Here is a 16,014-nt window from a genome sequence, read left to right on the forward strand (position 1 = left end):
GGCCACGCCGTACGACGCCCTCAGAGCATCGTGAGGATCCGCTCCCACGCGGCCGCGCCGAGGCGCCGGCCGGCCTCCTCGCTCCCGCCGCGGCGCATCCGGGCGCCCCCGGCCGGGGCCGGCTCACCGGGCAGGATCGCGTGGTGGCCCGCGTCCTGCACCGAGACGATGACGGTGTCGAGGCCGGCGCCGGAGCGCCGCGCCCGGATCGCGTCCGCCATCGTGGTGGCCGACCAGACCTGGTCGTCGCCGCCCGCGACCAGCAGGAGCTCCGGGATCCGCTCGACCGGGATCGTGGCCGCGGCCAGACGATCGGCGAAGCGTGCCCGGCTGGCGGCGTACATCCCGACGTACGCCGGCGGGTCGCTCTCGGGCTGCCAGGTCTCGTCGAAGGGCACGTAGGGCAGCGGCTCGCCGCCGAGGGTCCAGTGGGACGTCATGCTTCCGTCGGAGCGCACCCCCGCCCAGACCACGTCCGAGGGGGCGAAGGCGACCACGCCGGCGACCCGGTCGTGCAGGGCGCCGACGAGGAGCGCCGCCTCGGCACCGAACGACGTGCCGAGCACGAGCACGCGGTCGCACTCCCGCGCCAGGTCGTCGACACGGCCGATCATCAGCTCCAACGGGATGTCCCATGGCCCGTCGTGCTGGCCGGCGCCGCCGAACCAGCGGAACGACTCGGCGACGACGCCGTGTCGCGCCAACAGCTCCGCCCGTGCCGACTCGACCCGCCCGCTCGAGCCGGACAGGACCACTGCCCCGACGCCGCGCGGCGCCTCGGGGACCACGCGGACGCCCTCGACCTCGGACAGCTCGACCCGGCGCACCCTCCGACCGTAGCGCCCGGGATCCGAGGAGGCCGTCGGGGCGACCCCGAGCATCTCCTCCCCGCTAGATTGGCGCTGTGACCTCAGAGGACACCCCGACCTTCCCCGCGCACTGGACCGCCGACGTCCTGCTGCGCGATGGCCGTACGGCCCACATCCGACCCGTCGAGCCCGGCGACAAGGAGCTCCTGGTCGAGTTCTACGCGCGCGTCTCGGACGAGTCGAAGTACTACCGCTTCTTCTCGCCGATGCCGGTGCTCTCCGACAAGGACGTCAGCCGCTTCACGGTGGTCGACTACGTCGACCGGGTGGCTTTCGTGCTGACCCTGCGCGGGCGGATGATCGCGATCGGCCGCTACGACGTGGTCCAGCCGGGACGGGCGGAGGTCGCCTTCCTGGTCGAGGACGCCTACCAGGGCCGCGGCATCGGCCAGCTGCTGCTGGAGCACCTCGCCCAGGCCGCCCGCGAGCGCGGCATCTCGAAGTTCGTGGCCGAGGTGCTGCCGGACAACTCCCGGATGATCCAGACCTTCCGCGACGCCGGCTACAAGGTCGCCAGCGGGTACGAGGACGGCGTCATCAGCCTGGAGTTCCCGATCGAGGTCACCGAGACCGCGATCGGCGTGCTCGCGGCTCGCGAGCACGAGGCCGAGTCTGCCTCGATCAACCGCTTCTTCAACCCGCGCAGCGTCGCCATCATCGGCGCCTCGCGCCGCCAGGAGACGGTCGGCCAGCTGATCGTGCGCAACCTGGTCAACGGCGACTTCACCGGCCGGGTCTACGTGGTCAACCCGAACACCTCGGCGGTCAGTGGCATGCCGGCCTACAAGTCGGTCGCCGAGATCCCCGACGAGGTCGACGTCGCGATCGTCGCGGTCCCGGCCGAGGCGGTCCAGGAGGTCGTGCTGGACTGCGCCGCCAAGGGCGTGCACGGCCTGGTCGTCATCTCCAGCGGCTTCGCCGAGACCGGCGACGAGGGCCGGCGCCGCCAGCGCCGCCTGGTCGGCCTGAGCCGCTCGTACGGGCTGCGCCTGATCGGCCCCAACGCGCTCGGCATCATCAACACCGACCCGCAGGTCTCGATCAACGCCTCGCTGGCGCCGATCATGCCGCCGCGCGGCCGGGCCGGCTTCTTCTGCCAGTCCGGCGCCCTCGGCTCCGCGATCCTGGAGAAGGTCAACAACCGTGGCCTCGGCCTCACCACCTTCGTCTCGGCCGGCAACCGTGCCGACGTCTCCGGCAACGACCTCCTGCAGTACTGGGAGGAGGACGAGTCGACCGAGGTCGTGATGATGTACCTGGAGTCGATCGGCAACCCGCGCAAGTTCTCCCGCATCGCCCGCCGGGTGAGCCTGCGCAAGCCGATCGTCGCGGTCCGCTCCGGTCGCACCACGCAGGGCGTGCCGATGGGCCAGATGGTGCGCCGCATCGCCGCGCCGCCGCAGGCCGTCGACGCGATGTTCAAGCAGGCCGGGATCATCCAGGTCGACACCCTCGAGGACATGTTCGACGTCGCCCAGCTGCTGGCCCACCAGCCGCTGCCGCGCGGTCGCCGCGTCGCCATCGTCGGCAACTCCGACGCTCTCGGCCTCCTGGCCGCCGACGCCGCCGCCGGCGTCGGGCTCGCGGTCAACAAGCAGGTCGCGCTGCGCGCCGAGCCCTCGCCGGACGAGTTCGAGGACGCTCTCGACGCTGCCATCGACGACCCGGACGTCGACGCCGTGGTCGCCGTCTACATCCCGCCGCTCAACGTCTCCGGCGACGAGATCGCCAACGTGCTCGCCGCGGTCGGCGAGCAGTCCGACAAGCCGCTGGTCACCTCCTTCCTCGGCGCGGAGGGCGTCCCCGAGCTGCTCCGCGTCCCCGACGTGGCCGGCTCGACCGCGGGCCGCGGCTCGGTGCCGTCCTACTCCTCGGTGGAGTCGGCCGTACGCGCGCTGGCGCGGGTCGTGGAGTACGCCGTGTGGGTGCGCTCGCCCGACTCTCCGGCACTGCCCGAGACCGACGAGCAGGTCGACGTCATCCGGGCGCGGCAGATGGTCCGCGAGATGCTCGCCGAGATCCCGCAGGGTGGCGAGCTCGGCCGCGAGCAGATCACCCGGCTGCTCGCCACGTACGGCGTCGAGCTGTGGCCCTCCCGCCCGGTGGCGACGCCCGACGACGCGATCGCCGCCGGCGAGGAGTTCGGCTGGGACGTCGTGCTCAAGGCCACCGCCGACCACCTGCGCGAGCGACCCGACCAGGCACACGTCGTCTCCCACATCGACGGCGCCGAGGAGATGGCCGAGGCCTGGCGCGGCCTGGCCTCGGCGGTCGGGGAGCCCGACCCGGAGCAGACCCCGGGAGCGGCTCGTGGCTTTCTGGTGCAGCGCAACGCGCCGCCGGGCGTGCCGATCACGATCCGCACCACCGAGGACCCGCTGTTCGGCCCGGTGATCTCGTTCGGCATGGCGGGGCCGCTCTCCGAGCTCGTGGGGGACCGGTCGTACCGGATCCCGCCGCTCGCCCGTCGCGACGCCGCGGCGATGGTCCGCGAGGTCAAGGCCGCGCCCCTCCTCTTCGGCTACCGCGGTGCCGACGTCGTCGACGTCGACGAGGTCGAGCGGCTCATCCGTCGGGTCGCGCAGCTGCAGAACGACCTGCCGCAGATCAGCATGCTCGAGCTCGGGCTGGTCCTGGTCGGCGTCGAGGGCGCGGCGGTCCTGACCGCCAGCGCGCGGCTCGATCCGGTCGACGACCCGCGCTCGGACTGGTTCGTGCGGCGGCTCACCGCACCGGCGATGGACACGCTCCCGTCGTGATAGGTGAGAGACTTCGACGCATGAGCTCCACCGAGGTCGATCTGAGCCGTGAGATGCGGGCGGCGATCGAGCGCACCGGCTACTACCCCGACGTCGTCTTCGACGGCGTGAGGACCGCGCTCGCGGGCGAGGGCGCGGTGGCGTTCTTCGTCCACCACGAGCCGACGTTCGAGCACGACGAGGTGCGCCGACACCTCAGCGTCCTGGTGCTCACGCCGAGCCGGCTGATCCTGGCCCACACCGACGAGCACGCGGGCGACGACCTGCTGCCGGAGCCGTACACCTCGACCTCCACGGAGGCCGTCGCGCTCTCCGCGGTCAAGTCGGTCGTGGTGACCCGGATGGTCACCGCACCGGCCGAGGGTCCGGGCCGGGCGGCCGAGGCCGTCCTCACGATCGGGTGGGGCGCCGTCGGCCGCGTCGACCTGGAGCCCGCGGGCTGCGCCGACCCGAACTGCGACGCCGACCACGGCTATACCGGCTCGCTGACCTCCGACGACTTCTCGCTGCGGATCTCGGCGGCGGCCGAGGGCGCGGACGCCGTGGTGAAGCTGCTCGACTTCGCCGAGGCGCTCTCCGCCCGTACGGGCCGGGCCTGAGCCCGGCTCCGGACGAGAGACACCGCGCGTGAGGCCCGCGCCCGACCCGACGTTCGTCGGTCCCGCCTACTCGATCCGCTCGCTGGGTGACGTCGTGCCGGCGATCGCCGCCGCGCTGGGCTGTGCCGGCGACCCGGCCGGGCTGGCGCTGCCGAGCGCCCCGGCGTACGTCGTCATGCTCATCGACGGTCTCGGGGCCCGGCTGCTCGAGCGCTACGCTCACGCCGCGCCGTTCCTCTCCTCGCTGCTGGCCCACTCCGAGCCCGGCACCGCCGGCGTCCCGTCGACCACCGCGACCAGCCTGACCTCCTTCGGCACCGGCCTCACCCCGGGCGCTCACGGCCTGGTCGGCTACACCTCCCGCGTCCCCGGCACCGATCACCTGCTCAACGCCCTTCAGTGGCCCAAGGACGTCGATCCGAAGCAGTGGCAGCCCAACCCGACCGCGTTCCAGCGCCTCGTCGAGGGCGGCGCGTCGGTCACGGTGGTCAACAAGCGCGAGTTCTTCGGCACCGGCCTCACCGTCGCGGCCCATCGTGGGGCGGAGTTCGTCGGTGCCGACAAGGTCGGCGAGCGGCTGGCCGCCGCGGTCGAGGCGGCCAAGCAGCCGCGCTCGCTGACCTACCTCTACGACGGCGACCTGGACTGGACCGGCCACCGCTACGGCGTCGCCTCCGCGCCGTGGCTGCAGCAGCTCTCCATGATCGACGCCGAGGCCGAGCAGCTGCGCGACGCGCTGCCGCACAGCACCCGGCTGATGGTCGTCGCCGACCACGGCATGGTCGACTCCGCCCCCGAGCGCCGGATCGACGTCGACGAGCGTCTCGAGCTGCGCGACGGGCTCGCGCTGCTCGGCGGCGAGGCCCGGTTCCGGCACCTGTACTGCGCCGGCGGCGCGGTGGCGGACGTGGCGGCCACCTGGCGGGAGGTGCTGGGGGAGCGCGCCGAGGTGCTGACCCGCGAGCAGGCGATCACGGCGGGCTGGTTCGGGCCGGTCCTCCCGGGCGTCCTGCCGAGGCTCGGGGACGTCGTGGTGGCGTCGCGAGGCGATCACGCGATCGTGTCGAGCGTGGACTTCCCGTACGAGACCAAGCTGGTCGGCCTGCACGGCTCGCTCACCGCCGACGAGATGCTGATCCCCATCCTCGTCTCCTGACCTCGTCGTGGGAGGATCCTGCGTCGTGGCGTCGCTGACCTTCTTCACCGGACCGATGGACTCGGGCAAGAGCACCCTCGCCCTCCAGACGAACCACAACCGGGCCGCCCGGGGCCTCTCCGGGCTGATCTTCACCGCCCACGACCGGGCCGGTGCGGCGGTCGTATCCTCGCGCCTGGGACTCACCTATGACGCGATCGAGGTGGGGCCGGAGTTCGACTTCTGGCGCCACACCGTCGACGCGCTCACCCACGGGACGAGGATCGACTACTTCATCTGCGACGAGGCGCAGTTCTACACGCCCGAGCAGATCGACGCGCTCGCCAAGATCGTCGACGAGCTGCAGATCGAGGTCTTCTGCTTCGGCATCCTCACCGACTTCCGTACGCGTCTCTTCCCGGGCTCCGCCCGCCTCGTCGAGCTGGCCGACACCACGCAGGTGCTGCAGGTCGAGGCGCTGTGCTGGTGCGGCAAGAGAGCGACCCACAACGCCCGCGTCGAGGACGGGATCATGGTGACCGAGGGCGAGGTGATCGTCGTCGGCGACACCGACGAGGCGGCACCCACCGTGGATGCGGAGCCCGGCGTCGTCTCGTACGAGGTGCTGTGCCGTCAGCACCACCGCCGCCGGATGACGGCCGGCCGTGCCCGGGCGGTGTCGCTCGGCGCCGAGCCACTGCCCTTCGACTAGCCGGATTTCTCCACAGGGCTCGAGCGCTACGTTTCGACCCCGCTGGGCGCCGGGTATGACCTCGGCATGACGCTGCAGCTCGATCCCGGTGCCCTCGACGTCGCCGCGCGGCGGATCGCCGCACTCCATGACGACCTGGTCGGGGAGCAGGCCACCCTGAGCCGGCAGGTCGAACGGCTGCTCGACGACAGCTGGTCCGGCGGCGCCGCCATGCAGTTCCGCACGGCGTGGGCGCAGTGGTGCCGCGGCATGCGCGACGTGATCGCCGGTATCGGGCTCGAGGGTGATGCGATCGCGCTGGCCCGGCTGGAGCTGGTCGGTGTCGACGACGACCGTGCGGCCGTCACCCGGCGGCTGCATGAGCGGTTGGACGGGTCATGACCGCCTTCACCGTCGACCTCGCGGAGCTCGACGCCGCGATCGGCCGGCTCGATGCCGCCCGTACGGCCCTGGCCGGTCGGATCGCCGAGCTCGAGGCTGTCGTGGCCGAGGGGCGCCGGCACTGGAGCGGCGTCGCGGCGCAGTCGCACGAGGATGCCCATCGGCGGCTGATGACCGGGGCGGACGAGCTCCAGACGGCGCTCGCCGGGCTGCGCGCCGTCGCCAAGCACGCGCAGGCGTCGTATGCCTCGGCGGTGGCGGCGAATGTGGCGACGTGGCGGGCGCTGGGCTGACAGCCGGCGCCGACTCGGCCCTCCGGCACGGGTGACTCGGCCCTCCGGCACGGGTGACTCGGCCGCTCGGGCGGTGGGACCTACTTGCTCGGGCCGCCGAACATGATCTCGTCCCAGCTCGGGACCGAGGCGCGTCCGCGGCGCTTGGAGGCGGGGCGACGGGGCGTCTCGGGCTCCGGCACCTTCTCCGCCTCGGGCTCGGGCTTCTCCGCCACGGGCTCGACGACCGGGTCGGGCTCGGCGGGTGCCTCCACCGGGCTCGCCTTCTCGGCCGGCGCGGCCTTCTCGACCGGCACTGGGGCGTCGAAGAGATAGGCCTCCACCGAGACCTCGGCGGCGACGATCTCGACCGTCGGCTCGGTCGCGCCGACCTCGGCCTCGGGCTCGGCAGCCGGCTCCGCCACGGGCGCCTCGACCGGGGTGTACAGGTCGACCGCCGGAGCCTCCTCGACCGGCTGCAGCCGGCGCAGGCGCGCAGCCTCCAGGTCGTCGCGGATCGGCTCGGGCGCGATCGGCTCGGGCAGGATCTCGCCGACCAGCCAGCGGGCGTCGTCGTTGTCGAGGGAGACGTAGTTGCCGGGCACGTCGAAGGTGAGCTCGGCAATGCCGGCTCGGCTCGGCAGGTCATAGGTGGCGAGCAGCTTCCAGCGGCCGTCGTGGCGACGGTAGGAGTCCCAGACCACCGACGCGGCGGCGACCTCGAGCTCCATGTCGAAGCTGCGCAGGTGCGCGGCCACGGCGTCACCGAGGGTGCGGACCGCGGAGGCTTCGCCGGGCTTACGGCGTACGGACGCCTTCTGGGCGCGCTCGGCCGTGTACTCGCGCTCGGCGAGCGCGGGGCCGGCGAACGGCATGATCTTCTCGACCGTGCTGCCCGCGGCCTCGGCGACCTGCTCGGGGCTCTCGCCGGCGCGGATCCGGGCCTGGATGTCGCGGGGGCGCAGTGCGCTTTCCATCGGGACCTCCGTCCGGCGGGTGGGTGATGCGGTGGGACGTCCGCGCGGGTCGAGCTGCGCGCTCATCTGCGGGTCGAGGCTCAGGGTGAACTCGCGACCCTGCTCGTCGACCAGGATGGCGCGACGCCCGTCGCGCGTGACCGAGGCGAGAGTGACCGAGACCGGACGCGTATCCGCATCCTGCTCCGGCGATGAAGCCGGGGTCGTCAGGGGCATCTCTTCGGCCGACATGATGCGCGTAACCCTACGGCACGCACCGAGCCATTCGGCTCCGGCACACCGGCGCGCCGGATTCCTTCCTCCCGCGAGCGACCTGGGAGCATGGGCGCCGTGGCAGCCGATCCGTCCTTGACCGTCGCCGTCGCCGACTACGTGGGCATCTTCGTCTTCGCGGTGACCGGCGCCCTGGCGGCGGTGCGCAAGGATCTCGACATCTTCGGCGTCCTGGTCCTGGGCGGAACCACGGCGCTCGCCGGCGGATTCATGCGCGATGTCCTCATCGGTGCGACACCGCCCGCGGCGCTCGCCGACTGGCACCACCTGATCGTGCCGATCGCGGCGGGCCTGCTGACCTTCTGGTTCCACCCGGCGGTGAGCCGGCTGGAGAGGATGATCAACGTCTTCGACGCCGCCGGACTCGCGCTCTTCTGTGTGGCCGGCGCACTGAAGGCGATGGACTACGGTCTCGGCCCGCTGCCCTCCACCATCATGGGCATGGTCACCGCCATCGGCGGCGGGATGATCCGGGACGTCCTGAGCGGCCGCATCCCGACGGTGCTCCAGCAGCAGATCTACGCCATCCCGGCCTTCGCCGGTGCGGCCGTGGCCGGCTTCGGCCACGAGCTCGGCCTCTCGCACCTCATCCTCGGCATCGCCGGCGGCCTCCTGTGCTTCGTGTGGCGGGTGCTGGCGATCTGGAAGGACTGGCACGCCCCGCTGCCGCGCGGCTCCGCCTCGGTCTGACCCTCAGGCTCCGAGGACCCGGCGCAGGTAGTCGTTGGCGAAGACCCGGTCCGGGTCGAGCCGGTCGCGCAGCGCGACGAACTCCCCGAACCGCGGGTAGCGCTCGGCCAGCGATGCCGCGTCCTGGGTGTGCAGCTTGCCCCAGTGCGGGCGGCCCCCGGCGGCGCGCAGGATCGGCTCGACCAGGGCGAAGTACGCCCGGTGCTCCGCCGCGTGGTGGGTGTGGAACGCCAGGTAGAACGAGTCCCGCTCGTACGCCGTCGACAGCGCGACGTCGTCGGCGGGAGCGACCCGGAGCTCGACCGGGAACGAGATCCGCTCGGTGGAGGCGTCGATCACGCGACGGCACTCGCGCAGCACCTCGAGCCCGTCGGCGCGGGGGACGGCGTACTCCATCTCGCGGAAGACGACGCGCCGCTCGGCGACGAAGACGCGGTGCGCGACATCGGAGTAGGTGCGCGGCGAGAGCAGCGAGGCGTTCATCCGGTTCATCCGCGGGATCACCCCGGGCGCGAGGTTGGCCGCCGCGGTCAGCGCGCCGAACGCGGTGTTCTGCAGGAAGTCGTCGTCGAACCACGCCCGGGCCCGGGGGAGCGGCTCGATCTCCTCGAGCGAGGCCAGCCGGGTGTTGCGCTTGGTCAACAGCCGGTCGGTGTGCGGGAACCAGTACGCGTCGACGTGGTGGGCCTCCGCGGTCATCGCGTCGAAGGAGCCGTGGAACTCGTCCCACGACATCGGCTGCTCGATGGCCTCCAGGGCGAACAGCGGCTCGACCTTGAACGTCACGTCCACCAGGACGCCCAGCGCGCCGAGACCGACGCGGCCGAGCGCGAAGACCTCGGGGTTCGACGTGGGGCTGCAGGCCAGCACGTCGCCGGTGCCGGTCACGATCGTGAAGCCGGCCAGCTGGGCGGCGAGCCCCGCTGCGATCAGCCCTCCGGTGCCGTGGGTGCCGGTCGAGACGGAGCCGGCGAGCGTCTGCTCGGCGATGTCGCCCATGTTGTGCAGTGACAGCCCGAGGCCCTCCAGCGCCGCGTTGAGCGCCTTGAGCTGCATGCCGGCCCGTGCCGTCACCGTCATCGCGTCACGGTCCACGGCGACGATCCCGGTCATCCCGCCAGGCAGCAGGTGGACGCCCGAGCCGGGGGAGGCGATCGCGGTGAAGCTGTGGCCCGTGCCGGCCGCCTTGAGGGTGGTCCCGCCGGAGCGCGCGGCGTCCACCGCGGCCACCACCTCCTCGGTCGAGGTCGGCGTCACGACCTGCGACGGAGCGGCGTGCTCGAGACCTGACCAGTTGCTCCACGTCACATCGTTTCGGACCATGTGCCGCAGGTTAGCGGTCGGCAAATACGATGGATCTCGTGGATGCCTCGCGCTACGCCTCATCGTTCAGCGACACCAGCCCGTACGACGCCGTTCTCCTGCTCTCCTTCGGCGGCCCCGAGAAGCCCGAGGACGTGGTGCCGTTCCTGGAGAACGTCACCCGCGGCCGGGGCATCCCGCGCGAGCGGCTCGAGGAGGTCGGCCAGCACTACTTCCTCTTCGGAGGCCGATCGCCGATCAACGACCAGAACCGCGAGTTCCTGGCCGCGCTCCGCGCCGACCTGACCGAGCACGGCATCGACCTGCCGGTCTACTGGGGCAACCGCAACTGGGAGCCGTACCTCGGTGACGCGGTCGCCCGGATGAAGGCCGACGGCGTACGGCGCGTCGCCGTCTTCACCACCAGCGCGTACGCGTCGAACTCGTCGTGCCGGCAGTATCGCGAGAACCTCTTCGACGCGCGCGAGCTCAACGGAGGCGAGGACAGCGGCATCGTCTTCGACAAGCTGCGCGCCTACTACAACCACCCGGGCTTCACCGAGCCGGTCACCGACGGCATCCTCGCTGCGATGCAGCAGCTGCCCGCCGAGCTGCGAGCCGGCGCCCGGATCGTGTTCGTGACGCACTCGATCCCGACGGCGATGAACGACGCCTCCGGCCCGCCGGAGGCGGGTGGCGGGGCGTACGTCGCCCAGCACCTCGACGTCGCGCGCACCGTCGCCACCCGCGTGGCGGCCGAGACCGGGATCGCGCACGCGTACGAGCTCGCGTTCTGCTCGCGCTCGGGATCCCCGCAGATCCCCTGGCTCGAGCCCGACATCAACGACCGGCTCGAGGAGCTGGCCGCCGACGGCGTCAAGGCGGTCGTGCTCTGCCCGGTCGGCTTCGTCTCCGACCACATGGAGGTCGTCTACGACCTCGACACCGAGGCGATGGCCACCTGCGAGCGGCTGGGCCTGGCCGCCGCTCGCAGCGCCACCCCGGGCAGCGACCCGCGCTTCGTCGCCACTGTCCGAGACCTGCTTCTGGAGCGCGCCGCCGTGGAGCGCGGCACCGAGGTCGCCCGTACGGTCGTCGGGGAGATCGGCGCCCTCTGGGACCGCTGCGCGGTCGGCTGCTGTGCTGGCCAGCGCGGGAGCAAGCCCACCCTCACCGGCATCGGAGACCCCGCATGAGCACCCCGCCGACCGCGTCCGCGCCGACCCCGATCGAGCTGCTCGCCCTCGCCCAGGAGGCGGCCCGTGCGGCCGCCGACCTGGTCCGCGACCGGGCGTTGCGCGTCGTCGAGGTCGCCGCGACCAAGTCCACCGACACCGACGTCGTGACCGAGGCCGACCGGGCCAGCGAGGAGCTGATCCGCCGCATCATCCTGGCCAAGCGACCCGACGACTCCTTCCTCGGCGAGGAGGGCGGCAGCACGGAGGGCACCCCTGGGACATCGACGGGCGTTCGCTGGATCGTCGATCCGATCGACGGCACCGTGAACTTCCTGTACGGCATCCCGCGCTACGCCGTCTCGATCGCCGCCGAGCTCGAGGGCCCCGACGGGGAGCGCGACGTGGTCGCCGGCGTCGTCATCGACGTGCCCCATCGGGTCGAGTTCACCGGGCACCTCGGCGACGACGGGCAGGCGGTCTCACGCCGCGACGGCAGCGCGATCTCCGTCGCGGCCGAGGCCCCGCTGGGCAAGCGCCTGATCGCCACCGGGTTCGGCTACGACGCCGGGCTGCGCCGCCTCCAGGCCCAGTGCCTGGTCCGGTTGCTGCCGCAGGTGCGCGACATCCGTCGCGCCGGCTCCTGCTCGCTCGACGTCTGCGACGTTGCGCAGGGCACCTTCGACGGCTACCTGGAGGAGGGCGTCCACCTGTGGGACTACGCCGCCGCGGCGCTGATCGCGCGCGGCGCGGGTGCGCGTACGGAGGCGACCGTCGGGCTGGGTGGCGGTGAGCTCTTCCTGGCCGCTCCCGCGCACGGCTTCGACGAGCTGCGGGCGGCCGCCCTCGAGGCGGGCTACTTCGCCGGCGCGTAACTCGCCCGAAGCGGGTGGTGACCCGTGCGCCGCCTGAGTGTGCGCTATGACGCGGGAATAGTGCCCCTTCACCGGATGTTCACGCGTCGACACCTGAGTCGGCGCGTGCATCGGTACGGCCCATAAGGCACAATCACCGCCCGACCGGTGACATGGGGCCGGCTCGGGCAGAGGACGCTGGTAGGACGAGAAGGGGACGGGAATGGCGACTGACTACGATGCGCCGCGCAAGAACGAGGAAGAGCAGTCCGAAGAGAGCATCGAAGAGCTCAAGGCGCGCCGTCACGACAAGAACTCCGGCAAGGTCGACGAGGACGAGGCGGAGGCCGCTGAGTCCTTCGAGCTCCCGGGTGCGGACCTGTCGCACGAGGAGCTCGCCGTCGAGGTGAAGCCGAAGCAGGACGACGAGTTCACCTGCATGAGCTGCTTCCTGGTGCACCACCGCAGCCAGCTGGCGGACGCGAAGCGGATGATCTGCCGCGACTGCGCCTGACGCTGACACAGACACCCATGAAGGGCCTCGCCATGCCGGCGGGGCCCTTCCGCTTCTCACGGTCCGGCGCGAGCCGGGTCGCGGCCTACTTGCCGTCGTGCGAGAGCTGCGGCGGCAGCTGGCCGGTCGACTTCACGTAGTAGCTCGCGGCGCGGCGCTGGGCGAACATCTTCGTCAACGCGACGGCCGCCCCGGTCAGTGCGGACCAGACCACCGCCTCCCACAGCTCGACGTCGGGGTCGGCGGGATTGGTCGGCGGGTTGCGCTTGGTGCTGGTCTTCCAGAACTTGTTCAGCACCAGGTTCGTGCCACGGGCTGCCGCGAGGCCCGACACCATCGCCATCGCGGCCCAGGCCTTCGAGTTCTGCGGCGCGTCGGCCTTCTTCTTCCCCATACCGGCCACCCTAGCCCGATCCGGGAAGGACGGTCAGCGGGTGCTGGTGAGCGAGGTGATCGCCGCGGCCAGCCGGTCGGGGTCGCGGGTGCTGATCAGCCAGTACGGCGCCGGATCGGCCGGATCCTCGATCGCGACCCTGACCGCGCGCTTCAGGTAGGGGCGCAGCACCAGGTAGGCGCGGGCATCCGCGTCCCGTCCCGCGACGCGACGAGCGGCCTCGGGGTCGAGCGAGGTCGCCTCGCCGAGGAACCCGGCCTCGATCTGGGCGCGGCCCACGCGCAGCATGCCGTCGCCCACCACGATGCGGGCGCCGCCGTACGCGGTGTAGCCCAGCGTCAGCAGCGCCATGATCGCGGCCGTCAGGCCCCACGCCAGGGCGGCCGGCATCGAGACGATCATCGCCAGCCAGAGGGTCGCGACGAACATCGTCCCCTGCACCCACCAGCGCAGCGGCACGGTCAGGCGCTCCTGATAGATCGCGGTGCTCCCGACGTTCCCTGTGCTCACAGCGGGAGAGTTTTTCATCCCTGCCTCCAGAACCCACGATCCGGGTCCCGCGATAGGGTCCCGCCCGTGTCTGAAACGCCTCCCGCGCACACCGTGGACATCGCCCTCCAGCGGCTGGACCGGGACCTGCCCGCCCCCGCGTACGCCCACCCCGGCGACGCCGGTGCCGACCTGGTGACCACCGTCGACGTCACCCTGGCGCCCGGAGAGCGGGCGCTGGTCCCGACGGGCATCGCGATCGCCCTCCCGCACGGGTACGTCGCCCTCCTGCACCCGCGATCCGGGCTCGCCGCGCGCCACGGCCTCTCGATCGTGAACACGCCGGGCACGGTGGACGCCGGCTTCCGTGGCGAGATCAAGGTGCTGCTGATCAACCTCGACCCGCACGACCCGATCGTGCTGCGCCGCGGCGACCGGGTCGCCCAGATGGTGATCCAGCGCGTCGAGACCGCCCGCTTCGTGGACGTCGAGGTCCTGCCTGGCTCCGTCCGGGGCACGGGGGGTTACGGTTCTACCGGAGGGTTCTCGCAGGGCTGAGCCCGCGAGCCGACCCCACGACCACAGAGAGAGCGTTGCGTTGAAGTTCCGTCGCAAGTCCACGTCCGAGGCCATCGAGATCAACCTCGACGCCTTTCCCGAAGACGGCGAGATCTCGACCGCCGAGGAGAACGGTGGGGAGAGCGGCGAGGCGGCCGTGCCGGCCCAGGCCGACGGCCCGCGCGGCCCGTACGACATCGACGAGATCCCCGACGACGCGGCGCCGATCACCCGCGTCGACCTCGGCTCCCTCCACATCCCGACCGTCGACGGCCTCGAGCTGCGCCTCCAGGTCGACGAGGCCACCGGCCAGATCGCGGCCGTCATGCTCACCGGCGAGGACGGCGCCATCGAGCTGCGGGCGTTCGCGGCCCCGCGCAACGGTGACCTCTGGGGCGAGGTCCTGCCCCAGCTGGCCGCCGACGTCCAGGCGCGCGGCGGCCAGGTCGGTCAGCGCGACGGCGCGTTCGGTCCCGAGCTGCTCTGCCAGCTCGCGGTGACCCTGCCCGACGGCGAGCAGGGTGTGCAGCCCTCCCGCATCCTCGGCATCAACGGCCCCCGTTGGATGCTGCGCGCCACCTTCCTCGGCCGCCCCGCCGTCGAGGCCGAGATCGGCACCGCCTGGGAGGGAGTCCTCCACCACGTCGTGGTCAGCCGCGGCAGGACCGCCATGCCCAAGGGCGAGGCGCTCCCGATCGTGATCCCGCCCAACGCTCAGCAGGTGCAGGAGGCATGAGCAAGCTCCGCGACGCGCTCAGCTCCTGGGCCAAGGACGCCGACGGGCTCGGCGAGCGGCCCGAGGTCGTGTGCGAGGACGTCACCACCATCGCCGACGCGGCCGATCGCGAGCGGATCAAGGTGCGCGGCACGCTGCGCACCGTCACGATGCGCCCGCGCGGCGGTGCCCCGGCGCTCGAGGCCGAGCTCTTCGACGGCACCGACGTGGTGACTGTCGTGTGGCTCGGCCGACGCCAGATCACCGGCATCGCGCCGGGGGTCTCGCTCGAGGTCCAGGGCCGGATCAGCCGCTACGACGGCATCCGTACGATCTTCAATCCGCGCTACGAGCTCATCCCGTGACCGGTCCGGCGACGCCCGAGCCGTCGGCGCCGGCCGAGACCGACGCCGGGTCCGACGCCGGGACCGACGCCGGGTCCGACGCCGGGTCCGAGCCGCAGCCGCACCACGTCGGCGTGGACACCGTCGAGGCGGTCGTACGCCGCCAGATGGCCACGTCCCTCGGCGGCCGGCGCGGCATGCTCGAGGCCGCCCTCCCGGGTCTGGCGTTCACCCTCGCCTGGCTGATCGCCAAGGACATCCGCCTCGCCCTGATCTCCGGCTTCGCGCTCGCCGCCGTCGCCCTGGTGTGGCGTCTCGTCGAGCGCTCCACGATCCAGTACGTCGCCAACGCCATCGTCGGCATCGGCATCGGCTGGCTGGTGGTCCACATCGCCCGCAGCATGGGCGGCTCCCAGGAGGACCAGGCGCTGGCCTTCTTCGTCCCGGGCGTCGTCATCACCGGTGTCTACACCGTGGGCCTGGTGCTCAGCTGCCTGGTGCGCTGGCCCGCGATCGGCTTCATGGTCGGCAGCGTCGCGGGTGATCCGCTGGAATGGCACGAGAACCGCCAGATCGTCACGCTCTGCACCCGCCTGACCTGGCTCTTCCTCGCCCCGGGCGCGATCCTCGCGCTGGTCGAGGGGGTCGTGATCGTGCTCGGGTACGGCGGGGCGATGCACAAGGACGCCGCCGTGCTGGTGCTCGGCATCATCCGGCTGGGGGTCGGCTGGCCGCTGCGGATCCTCGCGTGGGGCGGGATGGTCTGGATGCTCGCCCGCAACGCCACGCCGCTGGAGGACTGATCCGGCCCGGCGCGGCCCGCCGGCCGGCGCACGCCTGGGGGCAGGCGTCGCCCCGCGCAGCGGACTTCGTCCGGCGCGTTGCTTACGCAGCGCCCCTGCGGCGGCACCGCCCGTCGGTCCACGCCACCCAGCGGTTGACGTGCGTGCTCAGTGAGCCTCGAACCCCGGAGCTCTGCTTGCTCGGGGCGGCGTGGCCCGC

Annotated in this window: 19 protein-coding genes; 14 read left to right on the plus strand and 5 right to left on the minus strand. The window is 72.4% G+C overall.

The genetic code is table 11. The annotated features are described in order from the left end of the window. Positions 1 to 20: 20 nt before the first annotated feature. Entirely contained in the window at positions 21 to 827 is an 807-nt protein-coding gene (locus ACZ5L9_RS14665) for an alpha/beta hydrolase family protein (protein WP_464528912.1), read from the minus strand. Between the two features lie 77 nt (positions 828 to 904). Here ACZ5L9_RS14665 and ACZ5L9_RS14670 point away from each other — a divergent pair, with 77 nt between their 5' ends. From ACZ5L9_RS14670 to ACZ5L9_RS14695, 6 genes are all read left to right on the plus strand, one after another. Beyond that, on the plus strand, positions 905 to 3,628 hold the full coding sequence (locus ACZ5L9_RS14670) for a bifunctional acetate--CoA ligase family protein/GNAT family N-acetyltransferase (RefSeq protein ID WP_464528913.1): 2,724 nt from the start codon (positions 905 to 907) through the stop codon (positions 3,626 to 3,628). A gap of 20 nt (positions 3,629 to 3,648) precedes the next feature. Continuing rightward, complete coding sequence (locus ACZ5L9_RS14675; RefSeq protein WP_464528914.1) at positions 3,649 to 4,227, plus strand: DUF5998 family protein; 579 nt, start codon at positions 3,649 to 3,651, stop codon at positions 4,225 to 4,227. Between the two features lie 28 nt (positions 4,228 to 4,255). Continuing rightward, complete coding sequence (locus tag ACZ5L9_RS14680; protein ID WP_464528915.1) at positions 4,256 to 5,383, plus strand: alkaline phosphatase family protein; 1,128 nt, start codon at positions 4,256 to 4,258, stop codon at positions 5,381 to 5,383. Positions 5,384 to 5,408: 25 nt separating this feature from the next. Next, positions 5,409 to 6,074: a thymidine kinase gene (locus ACZ5L9_RS14685; RefSeq protein ID WP_464528916.1), complete on the plus strand. Its 666-nt coding sequence runs from the start codon at positions 5,409 to 5,411 to the stop codon at positions 6,072 to 6,074. Between the two features lie 66 nt (positions 6,075 to 6,140). Continuing rightward, on the plus strand, positions 6,141 to 6,455 hold the full coding sequence (locus tag ACZ5L9_RS14690; protein WP_464528917.1) for a WXG100 family type VII secretion target: 315 nt from the start codon (positions 6,141 to 6,143) through the stop codon (positions 6,453 to 6,455). Then, positions 6,452 to 6,748, plus strand: a complete 297-nt coding sequence (locus tag ACZ5L9_RS14695; protein WP_464528918.1) for a WXG100 family type VII secretion target — start codon at positions 6,452 to 6,454, stop codon at positions 6,746 to 6,748. The genes ACZ5L9_RS14690 and ACZ5L9_RS14695 overlap by 4 nt, the downstream gene beginning before the upstream one ends. 80 nt (positions 6,749 to 6,828) lie before the next feature. Here the strand turns inward: ACZ5L9_RS14695 and sepH are convergent, their stop codons facing one another. Then, positions 6,829 to 7,935, minus strand: a complete 1,107-nt coding sequence (sepH, locus tag ACZ5L9_RS14700; RefSeq protein ID WP_464528919.1) for a septation protein SepH — start codon at positions 7,933 to 7,935, stop codon at positions 6,829 to 6,831. Positions 7,936 to 8,025: 90 nt separating this feature from the next. On the opposite strand from sepH, the gene ACZ5L9_RS14705 reads away from it, so the two are divergent. After that, a complete protein-coding gene (locus ACZ5L9_RS14705) occupies positions 8,026 to 8,667 on the plus strand; it encodes a trimeric intracellular cation channel family protein (RefSeq protein WP_464528920.1) in 642 nt (213 codons plus the stop codon). A gap of 3 nt (positions 8,668 to 8,670) precedes the next feature. Here the strand turns inward: ACZ5L9_RS14705 and ACZ5L9_RS14710 are convergent, their stop codons facing one another. Continuing rightward, positions 8,671 to 9,990 carry a D-arabinono-1,4-lactone oxidase gene (locus ACZ5L9_RS14710; RefSeq protein ID WP_464528921.1) on the minus strand — a complete coding sequence of 440 codons (1,320 nt, stop codon included), beginning with the start codon at positions 9,988 to 9,990 and terminating at the stop codon, positions 8,671 to 8,673. A 38-nt stretch (positions 9,991 to 10,028) separates the two neighbouring features. On the opposite strand from ACZ5L9_RS14710, the gene ACZ5L9_RS14715 reads away from it, so the two are divergent. The 3 genes from ACZ5L9_RS14715 (at position 10,029) to ACZ5L9_RS14725 (ending at position 12,512) form a co-directional block, all read left to right on the plus strand. Beyond that, positions 10,029 to 11,165, plus strand: a complete 1,137-nt coding sequence (locus ACZ5L9_RS14715) for a ferrochelatase (RefSeq protein WP_464528922.1) — start codon at positions 10,029 to 10,031, stop codon at positions 11,163 to 11,165. After that, positions 11,162 to 12,019, plus strand: a complete 858-nt coding sequence (locus tag ACZ5L9_RS14720; protein WP_464528923.1) for an inositol monophosphatase family protein — start codon at positions 11,162 to 11,164, stop codon at positions 12,017 to 12,019. The genes ACZ5L9_RS14715 and ACZ5L9_RS14720 overlap by 4 nt, the downstream gene beginning before the upstream one ends. Positions 12,020 to 12,221: 202 nt before the next feature. Next, the gene (locus ACZ5L9_RS14725; protein WP_464528924.1) at positions 12,222 to 12,512 is read left to right on the plus strand and encodes a DUF4193 domain-containing protein; all 291 of its coding nucleotides are present in this window, start codon (positions 12,222 to 12,224) and stop codon (positions 12,510 to 12,512) included. 85 nt (positions 12,513 to 12,597) lie between these two features. Here the strand turns inward: ACZ5L9_RS14725 and ACZ5L9_RS14730 are convergent, their stop codons facing one another. Beyond that, entirely contained in the window at positions 12,598 to 12,906 is a 309-nt protein-coding gene (locus ACZ5L9_RS14730; protein ID WP_464528925.1) for a DUF4235 domain-containing protein, read from the minus strand. 33 nt (positions 12,907 to 12,939) lie between these two features. Next, positions 12,940 to 13,416 (minus strand): DUF3093 domain-containing protein, encoded by a 477-nt coding sequence (locus tag ACZ5L9_RS14735; RefSeq protein WP_464528926.1) that lies wholly within the window; start codon positions 13,414 to 13,416, stop codon positions 12,940 to 12,942. 66 nt (positions 13,417 to 13,482) lie between these two features. Here ACZ5L9_RS14735 and dut point away from each other — a divergent pair, with 66 nt between their 5' ends. From dut to ACZ5L9_RS14755, 4 genes are read left to right on the plus strand one after another with little or no spacing between them, the layout of a single operon-like run. Beyond that, positions 13,483 to 13,953 carry a dUTP diphosphatase gene (dut, locus tag ACZ5L9_RS14740; RefSeq protein ID WP_464528927.1) on the plus strand — a complete coding sequence of 157 codons (471 nt, stop codon included), beginning with the start codon at positions 13,483 to 13,485 and terminating at the stop codon, positions 13,951 to 13,953. A 40-nt stretch (positions 13,954 to 13,993) separates the two neighbouring features. Beyond that, positions 13,994 to 14,689: a DUF3710 domain-containing protein gene (locus ACZ5L9_RS14745; RefSeq protein WP_464528928.1), complete on the plus strand. Its 696-nt coding sequence runs from the start codon at positions 13,994 to 13,996 to the stop codon at positions 14,687 to 14,689. Next, positions 14,686 to 15,033 (plus strand): OB-fold nucleic acid binding domain-containing protein, encoded by a 348-nt coding sequence (locus ACZ5L9_RS14750; RefSeq protein WP_464528929.1) that lies wholly within the window; start codon positions 14,686 to 14,688, stop codon positions 15,031 to 15,033. The genes ACZ5L9_RS14745 and ACZ5L9_RS14750 overlap by 4 nt, the downstream gene beginning before the upstream one ends. Continuing rightward, entirely contained in the window at positions 15,030 to 15,815 is a 786-nt protein-coding gene (locus ACZ5L9_RS14755; RefSeq protein ID WP_464528930.1) for a DUF3159 domain-containing protein, read from the plus strand. Before ACZ5L9_RS14750 ends, ACZ5L9_RS14755 begins: the two co-directional genes overlap by 4 nt. The last annotated feature ends 199 nt before the right edge of the window (positions 15,816 to 16,014 follow it).

This window comes from Nocardioides sp. JCM 18998 (assembly GCF_055391535.1).